The sequence below is a fragment of the Paraliomyxa miuraensis genome, from assembly GCF_026337845.1.
GTDB classification, from domain to species: domain Bacteria; phylum Myxococcota_A; class Polyangia; order Nannocystales; family Nannocystaceae; genus Paraliomyxa; species Paraliomyxa miuraensis.
This window is the reverse complement of record NZ_JAOVZF010000134.1, coordinates 110,354-130,972: the sequence shown is the minus strand read 5'-3', so window position 1 is coordinate 130,972 and position 20,619 is coordinate 110,354. Positions and strand designations below refer to the sequence as shown.

Genomic DNA, 20,619 nt, shown 5'->3' with positions numbered 1-20,619 from the left:
TGGCGAGGACACTTTCGACGTGCTCATGTCCTCGGGGGCGGAGGGGCTGCTCAGCCTCATCCCCGGCGGCAAGGCGGGCAAGCGGCTCGGCGACGCGGTCGATGCGGTCGGGGACGTCGCGGACGCAGCGGGCGACGTACGGAAGGCCGCAAGGGGAGTGCCAAATCCCCATGGCAGTCGCGGCGGACCTGCTCACAGAGGAACGATCGAACGAAGAATCGACGAGCTGCGAGCCCAAGGCCACGAGCACGTCGGTGGGGGATCACTGCCAGAGGAAGTGATCCCGACGCCTGGCGGATGCAAGACCTGCCGCCGTCCTGATATCACCACACGTGCGCCGGACGGTTCGGTATACCGGGAAAACGTAGGCAGGAGCACGCAATCGGGCGAACCAATAGCCCGGGAACGACGAGGGCTGGATGATATCGAGGCGGCGACGGGAACGCGCCCCGGCTACACACCATACGACCGGTGAAGGGCTGATCAATGGCGACGAAGACCAAAGCGATGTTCGTGACGCAGCAGGAATTTGTGGAGTGGGTCCGAGACACCCAAGCCCGAATCCCGGGCTGTGTGGTGTTCTGCCACGGCGTTGGTCTTCCGATCGCAGTGTGGCAAGGAGCCGACGAGGAGATATCGGCTGCGAGTCGCCTGTACATCGCGGAGCGTGATCCCAGTCGCACCGAACCGACGATCGAATCGCTGAACGAAGAGAGAATCGGTTGGGTGCAGATCGATGTGCCGCGGGTTGTCGACGACACGCTGCGACTGTGCCAGGTTGGCGTGAAGTCGGATTGGTGGAACAAAGCCCGGGCCGTCTCTGAAGAGAATCGTTCGAGTCTGCGGTTCTTCGACAAGGTGTGGCGTGTCTTACGAGCGCACTTGGCCTTCCCGGTCTGGGCAACAAATGTTCGCACGGGTGCTAGCTCCCAATACAAGGCCATCGGTTACAGCGAAGGCGCAGCCAGGTGGTATCTGCAAGGCGGCAGCCTTGGTCAAGAGGGCGTCGTGAATATCAAGTACGAGATCCGCCAATAGACTTGCCTATCCCGTCCACTCCACGCCTTGATCCTCTTGATAGCGAGCGTTACGCCATTTTGACGCCAACACGGCTCCCGAACACGGAACCTTTCATGTCGATCCTGGCGGAAACGTCATCCCGACCCCCAAGGGTGGAAGGGTGGGGAGTTCGCCCGACGGGCGATACATCCAAGCAAAGGATGCTACAGGCAACCCAACAGGGGTTCGCATTGATGGACCACATCGGCCGTCTGGGCACCCAGATCCCAAAGCACAACGGTTTCATCGATCGCCCCGCGCGGATTGACGCCGGTCGGTTCGACATTGGCGGTCGCAGGTACCACCCCGTACTCGGGAGGTTCTTCTCGCCCGACCCGCTGGTGGTCTCGCCGTTCGACGGGTCAGGCGTACAACCGCTGGAGCTACGTGCACGACCGGCCGCTCGTGGCCACCGATCCCACGGGCTACGCCGTGAGCTGCGGTGGATCGGACGAAGACGTGCGGGCGCTGCCGAGGCCGTGCGACGGGGAGCACGTCTGCTACCGACCCGTCATCGTGCCCGAGCCAACTCCCCGAGCTCGGCCCTCGACTCGTGGAGCCGCGCCGTGGCGACGTAGGACGCGCACGACGGGATCGGCCAGGACGGCCCGAGCCATGACCCGCATGCGGCCGGTCACACCCGGCACCCGGCACGACTCCTCCGGCCACCCCCGGTGGTATGCCCGCCAATCCCGACGTCGTCCGGCCCTACCGGCTCCACCGCCACCGCGCCAATTCCCGTCTTCGCCTCCCGGATCGAGCCGGCGTCGGTCCCCGCGCCCTTGCTCCGCCCCCCGGGCCGCTGCTATCCCATGCCCGATGCGCCGCCTCGTCCTGCTCGGCTCGCTCGTGCTCACGGGTCTCCCGGGCCGCCCCGCCGACGCGGCCGCCGCCCCCTCGAATCGGCTGATCCTCGACCGGGTCGTGGCGGTGGTGGGCGATCAGATCATCCTCGAGAGCGAGCTGTGGCGGCAGACGCAGCGACACCCGCTGCTCCAGGAGGCCATGTCGCAGCTGCCGGCCAACGCCAGCGCCGATCTCGTCGAGCAGAAGCGTCGCGACGTGGAGGCGCAGGTGCTCGACGAGCTCATCGACCTCGAGCTGCTGCGCGCCGAGGGCCGCCGCTTCGAGATCCGGGTGACCGAGCAGGACGTCGACCAGGCCCTGCCCAACGTCGCCGCCCAGTACGGGCTGACGGTGGCCGAGCTGCGGCAGCAGGTCGAGGCCAGCGACGAGTACGCGAGCTGGGCCGAGTACCGCGACGATCTGCGCGACCAGATCCTCCAGTATCGCGTGGCGCAGATGCTCGCGACCTGGTCGGTCAGCGAGGCCCAGGTGCGCGAGCACTACCGCAAGATGACCCGAGACGAGAGCGCCAAGGTGCGGGTCATGCAGTGGATGTTCACGGCGAAGAGCAGCGCCAGCGAAGATCGCGACCGCGCGTTCGCGCAGGCGCAGGCGGTGGCCCGCCGCCTTCGCAACGGAGAGGATGCCGCGACCGTCGCGGAGTCCATCGGCTACGAGGCCGAGCTCGAGCGCACCATTGGCCGAGGAGACATCGCGCCCACCCTCGAGGCCTCGATCTTCGCGGGCAAGCCCGGCGAGGTCATCGGGCCCACCGCCTCCGGGCAGGGCTACGTGGTGTTCGCGATCGTCGAGCACCTCGAGTCCGCGGCCCTCGGCTACGAGGAAGCCAAGGAGCGGATCCGCGAGCAGCTCGAGGCGCAGGCGTTCTACAAGGCCGAGCTGGAGCTACGCCGCCAGCTCCGGGCCAAGGCCCACATCGACATTCGGCTGTAGCCGCGGCGCGGGTCGGCGCGGCTACTCGTAGGGCTGCTGCCGGGCGGCCTGCGAGCCCTTCTCGAGCGCCTCCTTCACGCGGTTGCGGAGCTGCTCGTCGTCGTGGGGGCGGGCGAGGTAGGCGTGGGCTCCGTTGCGCAGGCCCCAGTACTTGTCGGTCTCCCGCGCCATGCGGGTCACGAAGATCACCGGCGGCAGGGCGGGGCGCTCGGCGGCCATGCGCCGCAACAGCGCCAGCCCCGAGAGACCGTCGAGCAGCACCTCGCATACCACCAGGCGCGGCGGGTGCTCGGTCCACATGGCCATGGCGGTGGTGCCATCCGCGGCCTGATCGATCGTCACCTCGCGACCCAGGGCTTCGGACGCGCTTCGCACCACGGCCACCAAGCGCGCGCGCTCGTCGGCGTCGGGCTCGGCCACGAGCACGCGATCGGGTCCACGGGACGAGGACGACTTGGACGAGGACGACTGGGGCGAGGGGGCCATGGGCTCAGGTCTGCAGCGGCTCCACGCGTCGACGCGTGAGGCCGCTTCGGCTCAGTCGATGGAGGACGGTGGCCACCGCAAAGGTCCCCGAGCGGCTCTTGCGGGCGATCTCCTTGACGCTGTTGCGCCCATTGAGCAGCTCGAGCACCTCCAGCTCCTCGCGGGTGAAGGCCTGGCGGCCCATCTTGGCGATCTCGGGATCGATCCGCACGTAGACGTCATCGACCCCGGCCATGTGCGGACCCATGGCGGCCTCCTCGTGGCGGCGGCGTAGCGCGTCGAGCAAGGCCTCGGCCACGCGGAGCTCGGCCTTGGCCTCGACCACCGCCGCCGCGAGCGGGTGGAGGTTGGTGGTGGGCGCGAAGGTGAGCCGTCCCTCGGTCCACCCCAGCAGCTGGCACGTCACCTCGCGTGCCTGGTGGATCAGCACCTGGGCCAGCTCGGCGGCGTGCAGCAGACCCTCGTCGACCAGGCGCTGTCCGAGCACACGGCCGCGAGAGTCGGGCACGCTGGCCACCGACTCGACCGCGGCCGCCGACAAGTAGCCATCCTCCACCACGAAGCGACCCAGGCGCAGGTCCTCCTCGCGGATGCCCTTGACCTCCGCGAGGCGAATGAACGACTGGTCGAGGTGGAGGCGGACGTAGCGGTCTTCGTGCTCCACCGACAACACGCCGCGCACCCCGTCGGCCGCCAGCATCTGCAGCACCGACTCGAGGCGCAGGCTGGCCACGTTGCCCCGCAACGCGATCCCGGCCGCGGGGGTGGGGATCGCGGCATCGGTGACCAGGGCCGAGGCCAAGCGGTCGAGCGCCGCGGCGTCGGCTCCGATCCCGGCCTGGGCCAGCACCTCGTGGAGCCGTGCGCGGAGCTCCTCGCTCACCTTGGCCTTGCGGGAGGCCGGGGGGGTGGGGGCCTGGTCGATCGCCTCGCGCAGGATCTTGTGCAGCGCAGGGATCGTGAACGGCCGCCGCAGGGAGGGCAGGCCCTCCGCGCCCGGGATCGGCGTGGGGTTTGCCCGGCTGACCAGTAGGACGCCCGGCAGCTCGGTGGCCCCGGGGACCTGCACCAGGGCCCTCAGGGTGGCGGCAGCCACGGCGGGGGAGGTCGCGGTATCGAGCAGCAACGCGACCACAGTGCCGTCGCCCCCCGGCCCATGGGCTCGGCACAACCTGACCGCCTGTTCCTGGGTAGATGCGTGCAGCACTCGATACCCGGCCAGCTGCATGCCCGCGGTGGCGAGCTTGGCCGTGGTGGGGTTCGGGTCGAAGTAGAGGATGCCCGGGGCGCCCGGCGGGGAGGAGGAGGCCATGAGGTCGGGTGGGTGTACCGGGGGTGGTGGGCGGAGGCGGGGAGCGAGGTGCGCCCCTTGGTGTCCCGAGGTCCCCCGGCTGGCAGGGCGGAGCGCCACGGTTGCCGTGATTTGCGCCACCCGACGGTCGGGGGGCCAAGCATACTCACAAACGCCGGGTCCGTGGTAGCGTTCGCGCCATGGTGGAGTCGCTACAGCGGCTCGTCCCGCCCCGTCGGCTGGGCAAGTTCCAGCTCATGGCGAGGCGCGGGGAGGGCGGCATGGCGACGGTCTACGTCGCCGCAGTAGGAGAGGGCTCACTCGCCCGGCTCGCGGCGGTCAAGCTGCTACGCCAGGGTGCGCCCGACCACGATTTCCGGACGCGCTTCCTCGACGAGGCGAAGGTCGTGGTGCGCTTGCACCACAACAACATCGTCGACGTACGCGAGGCCGGTGAAGTGGGCGGGCAGCTCTACATCGCCATGGAGCTGATCGAGGGCCGTGATCTCGCCGACGTGTGGGATCGCTGCGCGGAAGTGGGCCGGGCATTTCCGGTCCCGCTCGCAGTGCACATCGTTCGCGAGGTGCTGCGCGGGCTGCACTACGCCCATACCTTCCCCGGGTTGGGCTTGGTGCACCGCGACGTCTCACCGAGCAACATCCTCATCGACTGGGCCGGCGCGGTACGCCTGGCCGACTTCGGCCTGGCGACCTCGGCCATGAAGGCCAGCCTCACCGTGCCGGGCATGGTGTTCGGCAAGGTCGGCTACATGGCGCCCGAGCAGGCGACGCGCAGCCCGCTCGACGGTCGCGCCGACGTGTACGGCTGCGGCGTCGTCCTGTGGGAGCTGCTCACGGGTCGGCCGCTGCGCGACAGCGAGACCGACACGCAGGCCGTGGCCGGCTGGGACGCGATGCCGCCGAGCTCGCTGTCCAACCGCGTCGACGAAGAGCTCGACGACATCGTGATGACGGCCCTGCAGCGCTCTCGCGAGGAGCGCTACCAGAGCGCCGGCGACTTCATGGAAGCGCTGTCGATCTGGCTGTCGGAGCACGCGCCCGACACCACGCAGGAGCGGATGGCCGACTTCATGAACCGGCTGTTCGGCGAGGCGCGCGAGCGCGATCACGAGTCCTACTCGGTGCTGATGGACGATCTCGAGGCCATGGCCTTGGCGGGAGCGGCCGGCGGCGCGGGTGACATCGAGCTGCTCGACGACGCCGACGTCGACGACGAAGAGATGATCGGCGCGCCGCCGCGAGGCGGAGCGGCGAGGCCGGTGCCCACCGACGGCGAGACCATCGCCCCCGGCACCATCATCGCCCAGCGCTATCGCGTCGCCGAGCCGCTGGGTCGCGGCGGCATGGGCACGGTCTACCTCGCCGAGCACATCACGGTCGGTCGCAAGGTCGCGATCAAGGTGCTCACCCACGAGTGGAGCGAGCACGAGGTGGTCGCGCGCCGCTTCAAGGAAGAGGCGCGGGCCGCGAGCGCGGCGGGCCACCCCAACATCATCGAGGTGTTCGACGCGGGCGAGCTGCCCGACCGTCGTCTCTTCATCGTGATGGAGTTCCTCACCGGGCGCTCGCTCTACGAGGAGCTGGTCGAGCTCGGCCCGCTCGACGTGCTGCGCGCGTGTCGGATCATCCGCGACGTGGCGCGAGCGGTGCGAGCCGCCCACGGCGTGGGCATCATCCACCGCGACCTCAAGCCCGACAACATCATGCTCGTCAACCGTGGCGAGGGTGAGATGGTCAAGGTGCTCGACTTCGGGATCTCGGCCAGCGCCGATCGAACGCCCGAGGAGCAGCGCCTGACGATCCCGGGGCGTGCGCTCGGCACTCCCGAGTACATGGCGCCCGAGCAGAGCAAGGGACGCCCGCCCACCGAGCAGTTCGACATCTACGCCATGGGCGTGATGCTCTACGAGGCCCTGGCCGGCGAGCCGCCGTTCGTGTCCGAGAACGTGGTGGAGGTGCTCGCGCGCAAGGCCACCGAGGCTCCGCCTCGACTCGACATGCGCCGGGCCGGCTTGCCGCCGCCGCTGGTCGAGCTCGTGCACGCGTGCATCGCCGTCGATCCCAATCGGCGGCCGGCCAGCACCGACGAGTTCCTCGGGGTCCTCGAGCCGATCGTCGCGGCGCTCGAGGGCATGCAGGCCATGGAGGTCTCGAGCTCGGGTCGGTTCATGCGCGACGGCGCGCCCGTGACCGCGCTGGCGCTGCCGGGGCGGCTGCCGCCGTTCGGGCCGCCGCCCATGTACGACTCGGGGGGCCTGCCCCCGCCGCCGGCCTACGACGCGTTCGACGAGAGCCTGTCCCGGGTGCACTCGCGGCCGCACGCCAACGACTCGCTGCTCTCCACGCCGGTCGACGTCGACTATGCGATGGGCGGCCCGTCGCGCAAGGCGTGGTGGGTGCTCGCCTCCGTGGGTCTGGTGCTGCTCTTGCTGCTCACGGTCGGTGTGTGGTGGCAGATGCTGCGCGAGAAGAACGCCACCGAGGGCTCGCCCAACGACGGGCTCGTGGCCGAGGGAGGCAAGGCGGCCGGCGACGACGGCAAGGCGGCCGGCGACGACGGCAAGGTGGCCGGCGACGATGGCAAGGCGGCCGGCGACGACGGCAAGGCGGTCAAGCCCGCCCCGGGAACCGGGGGGACCGAGCCCGATGGTTCCAGTGGTCCCGAGGACGACGGCAAGGCCGACGCGGCGGGAGACGATGGCCAGGCCTCGGCCGACGGCGGTGCGGTCGAGAAGAACCCGCTCGAGAGCGCCAAGTGCAAGCGGACGCGTCAGTCGGCGCACGATGCCTACAAGCGCCGGGCGTGGAAGGAGATGCTCTCGCACCTCGGCTCGCGGACCTGCTGGAAGGGCAAGTACCGCGGAGACTACGCCGACATGAAGATCAAGGGCCTGTTCGAGAACAAGCAGTTCGCCGAGTGCGCCAAGCTGGTCAAGGCCGCGCGGAGCAACGAAGCCAAGACCACGGCCAAGAATTGTCAGCAACGGGCGGCCATGGGCGGGTGAGCCGGTCTGGGCGCTCTTGGCCGTCTGCTCCCCGGGATCTCGGTCCGAGAATTTGACCTTGGCCTGGCCGCCTTCGGGCCCTTGCGGGCGCGCGGGATTCGTAGTGTGCTCAGAAGGTCAAGATGCGCGCCTCCTCGCTGCCCACCGTCGTCGTCTGCTCGCTTGCGCTGGCCCTGGGATTGCCCGTGGGCGGGGCCTCGGCCTTCGCGCCCGGCAAGTCCAAGAAGGGGGATGCCGCGGCCAAGGATCCCGTCAGGGATTCGGGGGCCGATCCGGTGTCCGAGCCGGCGAAGGTGGATGGCGCGCCGCGTCAGGGCCGGCTCTTCGTCGATGCCGATGCCTTGGGCGAAGGTGGTCCCGTGCTCGCGGGTCGGGCCATGAAGGTCGGTCTTGCCGGTCTCGAGAGCCAGGCGGTGACCATCACCGATGCGCCCGCGGGTCCCGAGCTGCGGGTGGTGCTCTCGCTGCGCGATGCGGGCGGCTACCGCGTCGAGTACGAGATCGTCTACGACGGCGACGTGATCAAGGACGGCACGGGTGGCTTCGATTGCCAGCTGTGCACCGAGGACGAGCTCGTCGAGAAGGTCGAGGCGCTGGCGGTGCAGGTGGCACCCAAGCTGGTGGTGCCCAAGCCCGAGCCCGAGCCTGGTCCGGGGCCGGGACCGAAGATCGAGCCCGACCCGGGGCCCGATCCTGAGGGCCCAAAGGATCCGATCGAGGACGTGGAGCCCGGTGGACTGGGGGGCAAGGGCAAGGCCGGGGTCGCCTTGGTGGTGATGGGTAGTCTCGGCGTGGGGACCGGCGTGCCGTTGCTGATTCGCAAGCCCACCATTTCGGAGGACGATCCGACGCGGCTCGACACCACGCGTCCCGTCGGTGGAGGCGTGCTGGGCCTGGGGGCCGTGCTCGTGGTGGTGGGTGCCGTGCTCTTGGCCAGCGATCGCAAGCAGGCCAAGGCCAAGCAAGCATCCAAGGGCAAGGCGACCGCCGTGGTGCATCCCTGGGTGGGTATCGATCGCGGTGGGATCGGCCTCACCGGTCGGTTCTAGTCGTCGCTCGTCCGCGGACGCGGGCTTCGGGACGAGGTCGCGTGCTTCGTCTCCTCGGGTCGTCCGCGGTGAATCACCACACCGTCGGTGATCGCCGCTGCACGGTGGGGTGGAGCGCCTGGGTCCCCGTGTTCGTTTGCCGAGGCCCGGGGAGCCATGCGAACCTAGCCGCATCATGGCAGACGCACCGCGTTGGCTTATCCCCTCTATGGCCCTCTGTGCGGCGCTTGGAAGCGCGCAGGCCTGCATTTCCCTCCCCAACAAGGATCACTGCATGCACATGGATCAAAATCCATGCTCCGAGACCCAGGAGTGCGATCCGTGCTCGCCTCCGGGGGACTTGCATGGGTGCGTGCCCCTGGGTCAGGCCGGGGTGGCGGGGCAGTGCGGGAGCGATGTGACGACGGCGCCCACCACCGACGAGGGCACGACCACGACGACGACGGCGGACGACACCGAGTCGACCTCGGTGACCACCACCATCGATCCGGACACGGCCACGACCACGATCTCGGACACGGACACCACCACGGGGCCGCCGCCCTCGTGCGACGAGCCCGATGGAACGTTTGGGGAGACATGCACCGGAAACACGCCGTTCTGCGTGGGTGGGGAGTGCATGCGGTGCTCGTCGGATGATCCGCTGACCACCTGCGGAGGCAGCCTCGTGTGCGCTCCGAACGGGGCATGCGTGGAGTGCACCACCGAGGAGGACGGCGCGTGCACCGTGGACTCGCCCTATTGCGATCCGATCACCAATACGTGCATGCCGTGCAGCGAGCACGAGCACTGCGGGCCGGCGGCCTGCAACCTGTTCACCGGGGCGTGCGTGGGAGGGATGGTGGTGACCGCAGGAGCCGGACAACAATATCCGACCCTGGCAGCCGCGGTGGCGGCGGTCAATGCCGGTGGCGGGGGGACGATCATCGTGGCCACTGGGAGCTACGACGAGGAGGTGATCATCGGTGGCGGAGCGATCATCGCCTTCTTGGCCGACGAAGGTGCGGCGGTGACCTGGCAGCGCACCCAGGGAGTGGGAGCGCCGCAGCTTCGCGTGACGGGTGGTGCGACGGTCTTGATGGACGAAATGGACCTTCGAAACAACGATTCGGCCGTCGATCCCGCGCTGCGGGTCGATGGTGCTTCGCTGTGGGTGGATCGAGGCGTCATTGCACAGAACGACGGCATCGCGGTTCGCACCGAAGCCAGCGCAGAAGTCGTCCTTCGCAATTGCTTCATTGGTGGAGAGGTGGACCTTCCTGCGTTGAACAACACCATGGGCTCGAGCATGACCATTCGGTACTCCACCATTGGTGGAGGCACCGGCAATTCGAATGGCATTCTGTGCGATGCCGGTTCCGACGTGACGGTCAGTGACAGCATCATCCTCACCCGTGGAGGCTTGCCCGAGGTCGATTGCGCCATGCTGACCGCAGAGCACACCGCAGCCAATACCGTGCTCGTCGGGACGGACAACATCGAGGTGATGGGCACGATGACCGGTTGGTTCACCAGCTACAACACCGGTGACTTCCACCTCTCGGTGTCCGGACAGCCGGTGTTCCAAGGTGTCGCTCAGTGGAACGATGGTGATCCTTTGGTCGACATCGACGGAATGGCGCGCTCCGGGGCTGATGGGACGCCCGAGTACGCCGGAGCGGACTTCATCCCGTAGCAGGTCGGGCCGAGGGTAGTTCGGGCCGTGACAATGTGCTCGGCGGTCGACGTCGAGCCGCACCCGACTGTTCGCGGCTCGATCTCGCCTCGGGCGGGCTCTTGACGCTTCCGGGTAGATGAGTCGCGGCCGATCGCCGATACTCTCTCATGGCTCGCGGTCTGCCTTGGTCGACGTCGTTGTTCTTGCTCTGTTGCGGGTGCCCGAATCCCTTGCCATCCCTCGATGACGGCGATGGCAGCAGCGGCAGCTCGACGACGATCAGCGAGGCGTCCACGTCGTCGACCACGCTGGAGCCCGATTCGACTTCATCGACGGGCGCCGACGAGACGACGTCGCACAGCTCGACGACGGGACCACTGCCCTCGTGCGACGAGCCCGACGGGACGTTTGGAGAGACATGCACCGGAAACACGCCGTTCTGCGTGGGTGGGGAGTGCATGCGGTGCTCGTCGGATGATCCGCTGACCACCTGCGGAGGCAGCCTCGTGTGCGCTCCGAACGGGGCATGCGTGGAGTGCACCACCGAGGAGGACGGCGGGTGCACCGTGGACTCGCCCTACTGCGATCCGATCACCAATACGTGCATCCCGTGCAGCGAGCACGAGCACTGCGGGCCGGCGGCCTGCAACCTGTTCACCGGGGCGTGCGTGGAGGGCATGGTGGTGACCGTGGGGGTCGGCCAGATGCAGCCGAACTTGACCTCTGCGCTGACGGCCGTGAGCGCGGGCGGCGGGGGGACGATCATCGTCTCCGAAGGAACCTACAACGAGGCGTTGGTCGTCAATGGGATCATCGTGGCGTTCTTGGCCGCGGATGGCGACGCGGTCGAGTGGCAAAGGACGATGGGAGCAGGAGCGCCTCAGCTGAGGGTGACGGGGGGCGCGACGGTCTTGGTGGATGAAATCGACCTACGAAGCAATGGCTCGTTGGCCGACCCTGCAATTCGCGTAGACGGAGCGATGCTATGGATCGATCGGAGTACCATTGCGCAGAACACGGGAGTGGCCGTTCGAGCCGAAACGAGCGCCGAATTGATGATGCGCAACAGTTTCATCGGTGGGGCGATTGATCTTCCCGCGCTCAACAACCTCACGGGCTCCAGCATGGCCATTCAATACTCGACGGTGGGGGCTGCTCTAGGAGCATCCAATGCCATTCTGTGCGACGCCGGCTCCGATGTAACGGTGAGCGACAGCATCATCCTCACGCGAGGCACCGAGCCGGAGGTCGACTGCGCGATGTTCACTGCCGACCACACTGCGGCCAATACGGTGCTTGCCGGGACGGACAACAGCGAAGTCATGGCCACGATGACGAGTTGGTTCACCAGCTACGCAACGGGTGACTTCCATCTCTCGGGATCTGGTCAAAGCACCTTTCAGAACGTCGCGCAGTGGGACGATGGAGACCCTTCGGTCGACATCGACGGTGAGTCCCGTTCGGGCGTCGAGGGGACGCCCGAGCGCGCCGGAGCGGACTTCATCCCATAGCCGGTCGGTCCAACCTCGCGATGCCACCCCTCACGCCGACTCCCCGAACCCCGCGACGGCCCATCGCCTGGATGCTCGCCGTCGTCGGTGCGTGCACCCCCGCCACCTCCGAGCCTCCGGAGCCCGACCCGGGCAGTACCACCGCCGTCCCCACCACCGAGCCCAGTGCCACGACCCTCGACCCCGACCCGGACTCGAGCATCGGTACGAGCACCACGACCCCCGCGACCACCACTCTCGACCCGGACAGCACCTCGGACACCACCGGCCCCCCCATCGATCCCAGCGTCACCGTCGAGCTCATCACCGATCAGAACCGCCACCACGCAGAGATGCACGGCGGCTGGGGCCCGCACTTGCGTGCGCCCATGCTCGATGATCGCGGGACCCCGTGGTTTGCGTACGACGGCGGTCCCAGCGTGCTGGACAACACCACCATCCACTATGCCCGGCGCGACGCCTCGGGATGGCAGACGGTGGCCAGCCAACCGCACACCCCGGGCGTCCAGCAGAACGCGGCCCACGTGCTGCGCAACGGCTTCATCATGACCTACGCGGTCGACGTCGCCGGGCACTTCCTCGAGGAGTGCTACTTCGACACGACCGATCCCACGTACGCCGCCTGCAACGCGATCCAGATCGGAGGCCCCTACGCCACGCCTCCCTCCTCGAACTACGTGGGCGCTGCGCTCGGCCCCGCGGGCGAGACGATCACCTGGTTCACGGTGGTCGGGGCCGCAGGCGGCACGGGCCAGTGGATCTACACCTACGACTACGGCGGCGGCTGGAACGGCCCCGTGGTCTCGGTGCTGCCCGGCTGGAACGATTACGCCTATGTGCGCGCGAGCTTTCGCGGCCCGAGCGAGGTCTCGCTGCTCGGACAGGCCTACGTGGGCGCGTATCCCATGGGCGAGTACGCGGCGGGGGTCGACGAGCTGTCGCTGGGCTCCCCCGCCACCTTCGACACGCTCACGCCACCGCCTCCGGCCGGCCAGGTGCGCTCGAGCGCCGACCTCTGGGTCGACCCTCGGACCGGCGACACCCATGCGCTGGCCCACCTCGCGGGCACGCTGACCTACCACTACCTGCCGGCCGGCGCAGCGTGGTCCGATTACTCCGATCCGGTCGCGACCCTCGACGATCTCGGCAACGCTCGCTTCCTCCACGACGGTGGCGGCCCGCTCGTGCTCGTGGGCAGCGGCCCAGCCGGACTCGAAGCGCGCTGGGCCTCGGCGGGCTCGGTGATCGACTGGAGCACCGCGTCGAGCCTGCCGGTGGCCATACCCGCCGCAGGCTTCGAAGCTCCGTCGGCGATCTACGTGATGAGACCCGAGTACCAGACCGCGCCGGTCAGCGGGCTGCACTTCGCCGTCTGCGGCCAGTATGCGGTCGCCGACGAGCAGATCTGGTACGGAAGGCTCGAGCTGTGAGGTCGTCTCAGAACGACACCGCCAGCGCCGGATCCACGGCGACCTCCGTCCCCACCACCCGCCGCACGAGCTCGGGCGCGCACCCGCCCGTACCCACCGGTACCGCGCAGTAGGACGGCGGCCGCGTGTCCACGCGCACCGAGCCCGCGAGCTCGAGCGAGACGTGCTTGGACACCGCTATCACGAGCGAGGCCTCGTCGAGCACCCGCACGTCGCGAGGGTCGTCGATCCGCGGCTGCACGTAGAACGTGTTGACGAGCGTTACCGGGCCGCGGCCCACCGAGGCATCGATCACCTGTCCCACGCGCTGCCAGACGTTGATCGGCCCATGCCCGCCGGGCTGGCCCAGGAACAGCGCCCGATCGAGGATCTCGAGCTCGGGAACGTACGCGGTGCCCAGGTGCAGCGACAGCCCATCCCGCTCGATCACGCGCAGTCGCAGGCCGGTGCCGACCAGCTGGCGCCAGCGCAGCACGCTCAGCTCGTCGGCCTCCACCTGGGTGAAGGCCTCGACCGACAGCCGTGGTCCGAGCCGGTGGAACAGGCGCAGGTGTCCCATGTGGGCGTTGAGCTGCCGAGACCGCGGCAGGTCGGAGAAGCCCTGGCCGGCGCGAGCGAGGGTCTGGGCCCGGAAGCGATGCTCGCCCAGCAGCAGGAACCCGAGCCGATCGGCCTGCCAGCCCACGAATTCACCGCCGCCGAGCTCGAGCACGTTGAGGTTGCCCCGCCGGAGGCCGCCGTGGAGATCGATCCCCATCGACCAGCCCGGTCGAACGAGCGCCCGTCGGCGCTTCTCGAAGTTGACCGAGGCCGACGCCAGCGTCGGCCACAGCATCAGCAAGGCGATCGAGACATCCCACCACCACGAGCGCCGGCCGCTCCCCCGCCTGCACGCCCACCCGTGCGACCCGCTCGTGCCCATGGTGATCCTCCTCGCTCGTACCTCGCACTACGGCGTCGCGGTGGACGAGTCAGCGGCCGGCTGGGCCTCGACCTCCCGCGCCTGCACGAAGGCCGAGGCCGAGAACCGCAGGCCCGCCAGCGCCTCGTAGTCGGGGTGCTTGGCCGACATCGCATCGACGATCGCCTTGGTGTCGGACGCCCCCTCGGCGACCTGCAGGAACTCGTCCACGTAGGTGATGTACTCCTGCAGCTGCGGCTTGGTCATCGGACCGCCGTGTCCGGGATAGACGGTCTGCACCCCCGGCAGCTCCTGCAGGGCCCTGGCGTGCTCCCGTACCCCGTCGAAGCGCAGCTCGTTGAGCCACGGGTGCACGTGGTTGTAGGCCATGTCGGAGCACAGCACGGCCTGCATCGACGGGATCACCAGCGCGCTGACGTACTCGCTCTCGCCCTCGTGGAAGTCGAGCACCTCGATGTCCACGCCCTCGAGCTGCAGGTGCGGCTGCGACAGCACCTCGGGCATCACCAGCGCGTCGGCGACGTCACCGGGAAAGAACTTCTCGAGCAGGGGAACGAAGCGATCGAACGCCTCGGGCAGCGCCTCCACCACCTCGGGTCGGGCCACGATCCGCGCCGAGGGAAACGCAGCATGGAGCTGGGCCAGGCCCATGAAGTGATCGGGGTGGGCATGGGTGACGACGATGGTCTCCAGCTCCTTGCCCGACGCCCGCACCATCGCGATCACCTTCTCCGTCTCGCTGCGCACGAGCTGCGCATCGACCAGCATGGCCTTGGTGCGACCGGTGACGAGGTAGGAGTTGACGCGGCCATTGGCGGGCGCTGCCGCGTACGCCGTGATCTGCAGCGTTGGCGGCGGCACGGGCCGGGCCGCGGTGGCACAGGCCGCGAGGGCGAGGGGAGCGATGAGGGCGATGATGGAGCGCTGGAGGGTCATGGCGTGGTCCTTCCCGACGAGGTCCACCATGACGCCCAGGCACGGCCCACGGCATCTGCATGTTCGCAGACGATCCCTGCAGCGGTGCAGAGTCTCCCGGTCAGCCCTGCGTACTCGGCGCGGTCTCGTCGATGGCCAGCGCCTCGACCACGCAGCGCACCCGCGCGTTGTCGCGAAGGTCGGCGTGGAACACCAGCCACACCGGGCGTGGGGGAAGCTGCGGCAGCTGGAGCACGCATCGAAGCCCGCACTCGGCGGCCAGGGTGGCGGGCAGGATGGCCAGCGCCATGCCGTGCTCGACCGCGCTGACCAGCGCCGGGATGCTGTTGGACCGCAGCACCACCTCGGCCTGCGACGCGTGCTCGGCCAGCCAGCGCGCCTCGGGAGCTCGGGCCATCTCTCCGACGTAGCCGGCGACCCGGTGTCCGGAGAGACCCGCGCCGAGGCTCACCTCGCCGTGTTGCTCGAGATAGGCCGGGCTCGAGTAGAGGTGCAGCTCGATCTGGCCGATTCTGCGGGCGACGAGCGAGGGGTCCTCGGGGCGAACCAACCGTACCGCGAGGTCGGCTTCGCGCCCATCGAGGTCGATCTGACGGTTGCCCGCGAGCACCTCGAACACGAGCCCCGGGTGCTCGCGCTGCAGCTTCGCGAGCCGGGGGACCACGTTGGTGCGGGCGAAGGCCTCGGTGGTGGTGATGCGCACCAGGCCCTCGAGTGCCTGGTCTCGGCCGCGAGCGCGTCGCTCGAGGTCACCCGCCGTGCGCTCCATGGTGTGGGCGAGCGCGAGGATCTGGTGACCCACCGGGCTCAGGTTCAGCCCACCCTTGGTGCGATCGAACAGCCGTGAGCCCAGCGCCTCCTCGAGCACCTCGAGGCGACGACCCACGGTGGTCTGCGCCACGCCAAGCTCCCTCGCGGCGGCCGACAGCGTGCCGGCTCGGGCCACGGCGAGGAAGTACCGCAGGTCGTTCCACTCGAACACGGCAAGGCGTCGCTCGGCGCCAGCGTAGCGCGGCCGAGCGACACCAGGGAAGGCCAGACGGCCAGAGGAGCCCAGGGGAACTCAGCGGGCGATGGTCGTCTCGGCGACCGCCTCCACGTCCTGCCCCGACAGCGCAGCTGCCTGCTCGATGAGGCCGAGCAGCTCGGCGCGTCGACCATGCGAGTCGATCCCAAGGGCGCTGCCGGCCAGTGCGTACGCCTGGGCCCAGCTCGCGTTCCCGCGCCACTTGGAGTGCCGCAGCAGCAGCCCGAACTCGGCCACCGCGGCCGCGAAGCGGAAGCTCTCGGAGCTGTCGGCGACGACGCCGTCGCGATCCATGACCGGCACGCTCGAGAGCTTGCTCGTGTGCCCCGTGGGCTGCTTGTAGCGCAGCTTGACCGTCATCAGCTCGCCGCTGCTCGCCGCGGGGCGGAGCGCCGTGCCCGGGTCCTGATACTTGAGCGGATCCACCTCGGGTGCGGTCCCCTGGCCCACCGGGACCACCTCGTAGAGCGCGGTGACCGTGTGCCCGGCCCCGATCTCGCCCGCGTCCTTGGTGTCGTCGTTGAAGTCGCGGTGCGCGAGCTTGCGGTTCTCGTAGCCCACCAGGCGGTAGGCGGCGACCTCGGCCGGGTTGAACTCCACCTGGATCTTCACGTCCTTGGCGATGGTCATGAGCGTGGCGCCGGCCTGCTCCACGAGCACCTTGTGGGCCTCGGCGCCGCTGTCGATGTAGGCATAGTTGCCGTTGCCCTTGTCGGCCAGCTGCTCCATCGTCGAGTCGTTGAGGTTGCCGCGGCCAAAGCCCAGCACCGACAAGAACACCCCCGACTCGCGCTTGTGCTCGATGAGCCGGACCAGATCGCCTTCACTGGTCACGCCCACGTTGAAGTCGCCGTCGGTGGCCAGGATCACGCGGTTGATCCCGCCCTTGACGAAGCTTTGGGCCGCGAGCTGGTAGGCCAGCTCGATGCCGGCCCCGCCGTTGGTCGAGCCGCCGGCCTCGAGCCGCGACAGCGCCTGCTTGATCGCGTCGCGATCGGCGGTGGGCTCGAGCACCACCCCCGAGGCCCCGGCGTAGACCACGATCGACACGCGGTCCTGGGGGCGGAGCTGGTCGGCGAGCATCTTCATGCCGTGCTTGAGCAGCGGGAGCTTGTCGCTGTCGCTCATCGAGCCCGAGACATCGAGCAGGAACACGAGGTTGCGGGGAGGAACCTCCTTGGCGGCCACGTCCTTGCCCTGCAGGCCCACGTGGACCAGGCGGTGGTCGGTGTTCCAGGGGCACGGAGCGACCTCGGTGGTGACGGAGAAGGGATCTTCGCCGCGAGGCTGCGGGTAGGCGTAGTCGAAGTAGTTGACCAGCTCCTCGATGCGCACCGCGTCGGCGGGCGGCAAGCGACCCTCTCGCAGGAAGCGGCGCATGTTGCTGTAGGACGCGGTATCCACGTCGATCGAGAACGTCGAGCGGGGATCGTCGGCCACCGCGATGAACTCGTTCTCCTGGATGTGGCCGTAGGCCTCGGTGTCGTGGATCGGCGCGGGCAACGGGGTGACGGCGACCTTGGGCGGCGGGGTCGCAGCGGTGGCCTTCTGCGTGGGGGCCGTGGCAACACCCGGGCTGGGCGCGGTGGCCAGGGCCTTGCCGCGATCTCGCCGGTTGCTGCGACGCTCCTGACGAAGCGCTCGGCCTCGATCGCGCGAGTGCTTCGCCGTCATCGCTTCCTCGGCCTCGTAGCTCACTTCGGCGGGCTCGGCCTCGGGCGCGGAGCGAGAGGCGGAGGTCATCTCCGGGGCGTCGTCCTGCATGTCGTAGGGGATCGACTCGGGGGCCGAGTCGCTGCCGGCCAGGGCTCCGTCCGCGTACTCTTCGTACTCGTCGTACGGGGCTGCATGGCCGTCGTCGTACTCGTAGGCCGCGCCCGCGGCGTCGCCGTAGTCATCCGGTGCATGGCTGCGTGGGGCCTTCTTGGCGCACCCAAAGCAGAGGGCGGCGAGCAGGGGAGCGGCAAGGACGACGATCGTTCGCGGGTGGTGTCGCATGGGCCTCCGTCGCGGGGTCTTCCCGTCGAGTCGGCCCCGGAACGCCAGCGGCTCGGACCGACTTACGGCGGCTGCGGAAGAAAATGCGAAGTGGCGGAGGATCGCGCGCTACTGGTCGAACGGAGGCCGATGGAGGCCGCTATGGGACCCTCGACCGCGAGGGAGCGTGGACGAGCGTGGCCGGCTCAGGGCTCCGGATCCTCGAAGGGCGCGGCCTTCGAGCGCGGGCTCGTCGGGGGCAAGGGCTTGCTGGGCTCGTCGACGATGATCGCCGCGTTGCCGTGACCGGTCTTGGCCGCCGCGATGCCGCCGGTCAGGGCACGACCCTTGAGCAGCAGCTCGTCGAGCTCGGTCCGGGGATCCGAGAGCGCGACGATCGCCCCGCCGACTCCGATCGAGGTCTCCTGCGGGGTCACGACCGCGGTTCGGATGGTCATGGCGAGCTCCGCGGCTCCGTCGGCCGACAGGTAGCCCAGGCAGCCCGAGTAGATCCCGCGCGGTCGGGGCTCGAGCGCATCGAGGATCTCCATCGTGCGCACCTTGGGGGCGCCGGTCATCGAGCCCCCGGGGAACGCGGCCCGCAGGCAGTCGACGACCGTGCGCCCGGGTCCGAGCTGCCCGCATACGGTGCTCACGAGCTGGTGTACCGTCGCGAACGACTCCACGGCCATCAGCGTGGGGACCTCCACCGAGCCCACCTCGCACACGCGGCCGAGATCGTTGCGCAGCAGATCGACGATCATCAGGTTCTCGGCGCGATCCTTGACGCTGCCCGCGAGCCGTCGCCGCAGCCGGTCGTCCTCGGTCGGGGTGGCGCCGCGCGGCGCGGTGCCCTTGATCGGCTTGGTGAGCACGCGGCCTGTGGGGTCGACCCGCAAGAACAGCTCGGGCGAGCACGAGAGCACCGCGAGCTCGCCGAGGCGCAGATAGGCGCCGAAGGGGGCGGGGTTGAGGGCACGGAGGATCCGGTAGGCGTCGAGCGGCCGCGCGACGGACGGACCCAGAAGCTGCGTCGTCAGGCAGATCTCGTAGCTCTCGCCGCGGCGGATCTCGGCCAGGCAGGTCTCGATGTCCCGCAGGTACTGGTCGCGGCCGCGCGCGAGCCGAAAGGGGATCGGGCCGAGCTTGCCCTCGCTGCGCACGGGCGGGGCGGGGGGCAGCCCCTCGAGCCGCTCCGCGAGCGCGTCGGCCAGGTGCCGGGCCTGGGCGTGATCGTCGGCCTCGGCCACGGCGTAGACGACCTGCTCGTGGTGGTCGAACGCGAGGTAGCTCTGGCACTGCAGCAGCATCGCGTCGGGAAGCGTGGTCGGTGACGATGCACGAGCGCCCGGCTGGCCGTGCAGGCCGTATCCGAAGTAGCCCACCAGGCCGCCACGCAGCGGGAATGGTGGCGGGGCGCCGGTCGACGCTCGAGGCTCGAGCGTTCGTTCGATCCACGTGAGCAGGTCTTGCTCGTGGGACTCGGCTCGGCCGTTGCGCTCGACCACCAGCTCGCGGCGCGTCGCGAACCATCGCACCACCCGATCCCCGGGCCGGGTCGGAGCCCCCATGTAGCCGTAGCGGGATGGCGCATCCATGGGACCGTCGCCGTCGAGCCAGAACGCGAGCGGCTGGTCGCCATGGAGGTGCACGAACGCGTCCTCGGGGCTCACCCAGCGGGAGAGCGGTCGATGGTGGAGGGCGGTGGCACGGGCCCGCCGCGGTCGAGCCCGCGCCCGGGGTCGGGACGGGGGAGCGGGGAGCGGATCGACCACGAGGGCGCGCGCCTTTTCGGGACGAGCGACGGCCCGGGCCAGCCCGAGGAAATTGGCGAGGAGACGATCGCCATGCGCGGTGCCGATCGACTCCGGGTGGAACTGCACCCCCCAGTGTGGTCGCTCGCGGTGCCGCAGGCCCATCACGAGGCCGTCGTCGGTGAACGCGATCGCCTCGAGGCATGCGGGCAGCGGCGGCCGGACGACGAGCGAGTGGTAGCGGACGGCCTCGAAGCCCTGGGGGATGCCCTCGAACAGCCCGGTGCCGCAGTGGCGGATCGGGCTGCATCGGCCGTGGAACGGATCGGCGGCCGGCTCGACCGCTCCTCCGTGCGCGACCGCGAGGCCCTGGTGGCCGAGGCACACGCCCAGCACCGGGATCGGTTGGTGCAGTGCGAACGAGCACACGCCGAAGTCGCGAGCCCGGCCCGGGTGGCCGGGGCCGGGCGAGATCACGATCGCGTCGGGCTCGATCGCGATCAGCTGCTCCGGGGTGAGCTCGTCATTGCGCACCACCCATGGCTCGCGACCGGCGATGCGGGCCAGCTGCTGGAAGAGGTTGTAGGTGTAGGAGTCGTAGTTGTCGAGCAGCAGGATCCGCGGCGCATGGTCGTGCCCTCGCTCGTACGAGGTGGGAGCCGGAGCGGGCGCAGGCGACAGCGGCATGCGCCGG

15 protein-coding genes are annotated in these 20,619 nt (G+C 69.4%); 8 read left to right on the top strand and 7 right to left on the bottom strand.

All coding sequences use genetic code 11. The annotated features are described in order from the left end of the window. From OEB96_RS05305 to OEB96_RS05295, 3 genes are all read left to right on the top strand, one after another. Positions 1–475: hypothetical protein (locus OEB96_RS05305; RefSeq protein ID WP_266214342.1), on the top strand; the 475-nt coding region annotated here is incomplete at its 5' end. Positions 476–486: 11 nt separating this feature from the next. Next, on the top strand, positions 487–1,038 hold the full coding sequence (locus OEB96_RS05300) for a hypothetical protein (protein ID WP_266214341.1): 552 nt from the start codon (positions 487–489) through the stop codon (positions 1,036–1,038). Positions 1,039–1,878: 840 nt separating this feature from the next. Continuing rightward, the gene (locus OEB96_RS05295; RefSeq protein WP_266214340.1) at positions 1,879–2,859 is read left to right on the top strand and encodes a peptidylprolyl isomerase; all 981 of its coding nucleotides are present in this window, start codon (positions 1,879–1,881) and stop codon (positions 2,857–2,859) included. Positions 2,860–2,880: 21 nt separating this feature from the next. Here OEB96_RS05295 and OEB96_RS05290 read toward each other — a convergent pair whose 3' ends face one another. Then, complete coding sequence (locus OEB96_RS05290) at positions 2,881–3,345, bottom strand: response regulator transcription factor (RefSeq protein ID WP_266214339.1); 465 nt, start codon at positions 3,343–3,345, stop codon at positions 2,881–2,883. Positions 3,346–3,349: 4 nt separating this feature from the next. Further along, positions 3,350–4,657 (bottom strand): DUF4388 domain-containing protein, encoded by a 1,308-nt coding sequence (locus tag OEB96_RS05285; RefSeq protein ID WP_266214338.1) that lies wholly within the window; start codon positions 4,655–4,657, stop codon positions 3,350–3,352. 179 nt (positions 4,658–4,836) lie between these two features. Here OEB96_RS05285 and OEB96_RS05280 point away from each other — a divergent pair, with 179 nt between their 5' ends. The 5 genes from OEB96_RS05280 to OEB96_RS05260 all read left to right on the top strand — a co-directional run bounded on the left by OEB96_RS05280 (position 4,837) and on the right by OEB96_RS05260 (position 13,309). After that, positions 4,837–7,662 carry a protein kinase domain-containing protein gene (locus OEB96_RS05280; protein WP_266214337.1) on the top strand — a complete coding sequence of 942 codons (2,826 nt, stop codon included), beginning with the start codon at positions 4,837–4,839 and terminating at the stop codon, positions 7,660–7,662. A gap of 122 nt (positions 7,663–7,784) precedes the next feature. Next, on the top strand, positions 7,785–8,711 hold the full coding sequence (locus tag OEB96_RS05275; RefSeq protein ID WP_266214336.1) for a hypothetical protein: 927 nt from the start codon (positions 7,785–7,787) through the stop codon (positions 8,709–8,711). Between the two features lie 274 nt (positions 8,712–8,985). Next, positions 8,986–10,386 carry a hypothetical protein gene (locus OEB96_RS05270; RefSeq protein WP_266214335.1) on the top strand — a complete coding sequence of 467 codons (1,401 nt, stop codon included), beginning with the start codon at positions 8,986–8,988 and terminating at the stop codon, positions 10,384–10,386. Positions 10,387–10,934: 548 nt separating this feature from the next. Beyond that, positions 10,935–11,879, top strand: coding sequence for a hypothetical protein (locus OEB96_RS05265; protein WP_266214334.1), 945 nt, complete (start codon positions 10,935–10,937; stop codon positions 11,877–11,879). A 71-nt stretch (positions 11,880–11,950) separates the two neighbouring features. Beyond that, positions 11,951–13,309, top strand: coding sequence for a hypothetical protein (locus OEB96_RS05260; protein ID WP_266214333.1), 1,359 nt, complete (start codon positions 11,951–11,953; stop codon positions 13,307–13,309). Positions 13,310–13,316: 7 nt separating this feature from the next. Here OEB96_RS05260 and OEB96_RS05255 read toward each other — a convergent pair whose 3' ends face one another. The 5 genes from OEB96_RS05255 to pabB form a co-directional block, all read right to left on the bottom strand. Next, the gene (locus OEB96_RS05255; RefSeq protein WP_266214346.1) at positions 13,317–14,144 is read right to left on the bottom strand and encodes a DUF481 domain-containing protein; all 828 of its coding nucleotides are present in this window, start codon (positions 14,142–14,144) and stop codon (positions 13,317–13,319) included. A gap of 114 nt (positions 14,145–14,258) precedes the next feature. Further along, positions 14,259–15,167, bottom strand: coding sequence for an MBL fold metallo-hydrolase (locus tag OEB96_RS05250; protein WP_266214332.1), 909 nt, complete (start codon positions 15,165–15,167; stop codon positions 14,259–14,261). Between the two features lie 100 nt (positions 15,168–15,267). Beyond that, positions 15,268–16,149: a LysR family transcriptional regulator gene (locus OEB96_RS05245; RefSeq protein WP_266214331.1), complete on the bottom strand. Its 882-nt coding sequence runs from the start codon at positions 16,147–16,149 to the stop codon at positions 15,268–15,270. 81 nt (positions 16,150–16,230) lie between these two features. Beyond that, the gene (locus OEB96_RS05240) at positions 16,231–18,192 is read right to left on the bottom strand and encodes a vWA domain-containing protein (protein ID WP_266214330.1); all 1,962 of its coding nucleotides are present in this window, start codon (positions 18,190–18,192) and stop codon (positions 16,231–16,233) included. 185 nt (positions 18,193–18,377) lie between these two features. Continuing rightward, entirely contained in the window at positions 18,378–20,612 is a 2,235-nt protein-coding gene (gene pabB, locus OEB96_RS05235) for an aminodeoxychorismate synthase component I (protein ID WP_323137338.1), read from the bottom strand. Positions 20,613–20,619 lie beyond the last annotated feature (7 nt).

Excerpts from the sequence above, each read along its gene's own strand:
- OEB96_RS05285 (WP_266214338.1), bottom strand. The coding sequence starts at position 4,657 with ATGGCCTCCTCCTCCCCGCCGGGCGCCCCGGGCATCCTCTACTTCGAC.
- OEB96_RS05295 (WP_266214340.1), top strand. The coding sequence starts at position 1,879 with ATGCGCCGCCTCGTCCTGCTCGGCTCGCTCGTGCTCACGGGTCTCCCG.
- pabB (WP_323137338.1), bottom strand. The coding sequence starts at position 20,612 with ATGCCGCTGTCGCCTGCGCCCGCTCCGGCTCCCACCTCGTACGAGCGA.
- OEB96_RS05280 (WP_266214337.1), top strand. The coding sequence starts at position 4,837 with ATGGTGGAGTCGCTACAGCGGCTCGTCCCGCCCCGTCGGCTGGGCAAG.
- OEB96_RS05250 (WP_266214332.1), bottom strand. The coding sequence starts at position 15,167 with ATGACCCTCCAGCGCTCCATCATCGCCCTCATCGCTCCCCTCGCCCTC.
- OEB96_RS05260 (WP_266214333.1), top strand. The coding sequence starts at position 11,951 with ATGCTCGCCGTCGTCGGTGCGTGCACCCCCGCCACCTCCGAGCCTCCG.
- OEB96_RS05275 (WP_266214336.1), top strand. The coding sequence starts at position 7,785 with ATGCGCGCCTCCTCGCTGCCCACCGTCGTCGTCTGCTCGCTTGCGCTG.
- OEB96_RS05255 (WP_266214346.1), bottom strand. The coding sequence starts at position 14,144 with ATGCTGTGGCCGACGCTGGCGTCGGCCTCGGTCAACTTCGAGAAGCGC.
- OEB96_RS05290 (WP_266214339.1), bottom strand. The coding sequence starts at position 3,345 with ATGGCCCCCTCGCCCCAGTCGTCCTCGTCCAAGTCGTCCTCGTCCCGT.
- OEB96_RS05240 (WP_266214330.1), bottom strand. The coding sequence starts at position 18,192 with ATGCGACACCACCCGCGAACGATCGTCGTCCTTGCCGCTCCCCTGCTC.
- OEB96_RS05300 (WP_266214341.1), top strand. The coding sequence starts at position 487 with ATGGCGACGAAGACCAAAGCGATGTTCGTGACGCAGCAGGAATTTGTG.
- OEB96_RS05270 (WP_266214335.1), top strand. The coding sequence starts at position 8,986 with ATGCACATGGATCAAAATCCATGCTCCGAGACCCAGGAGTGCGATCCG.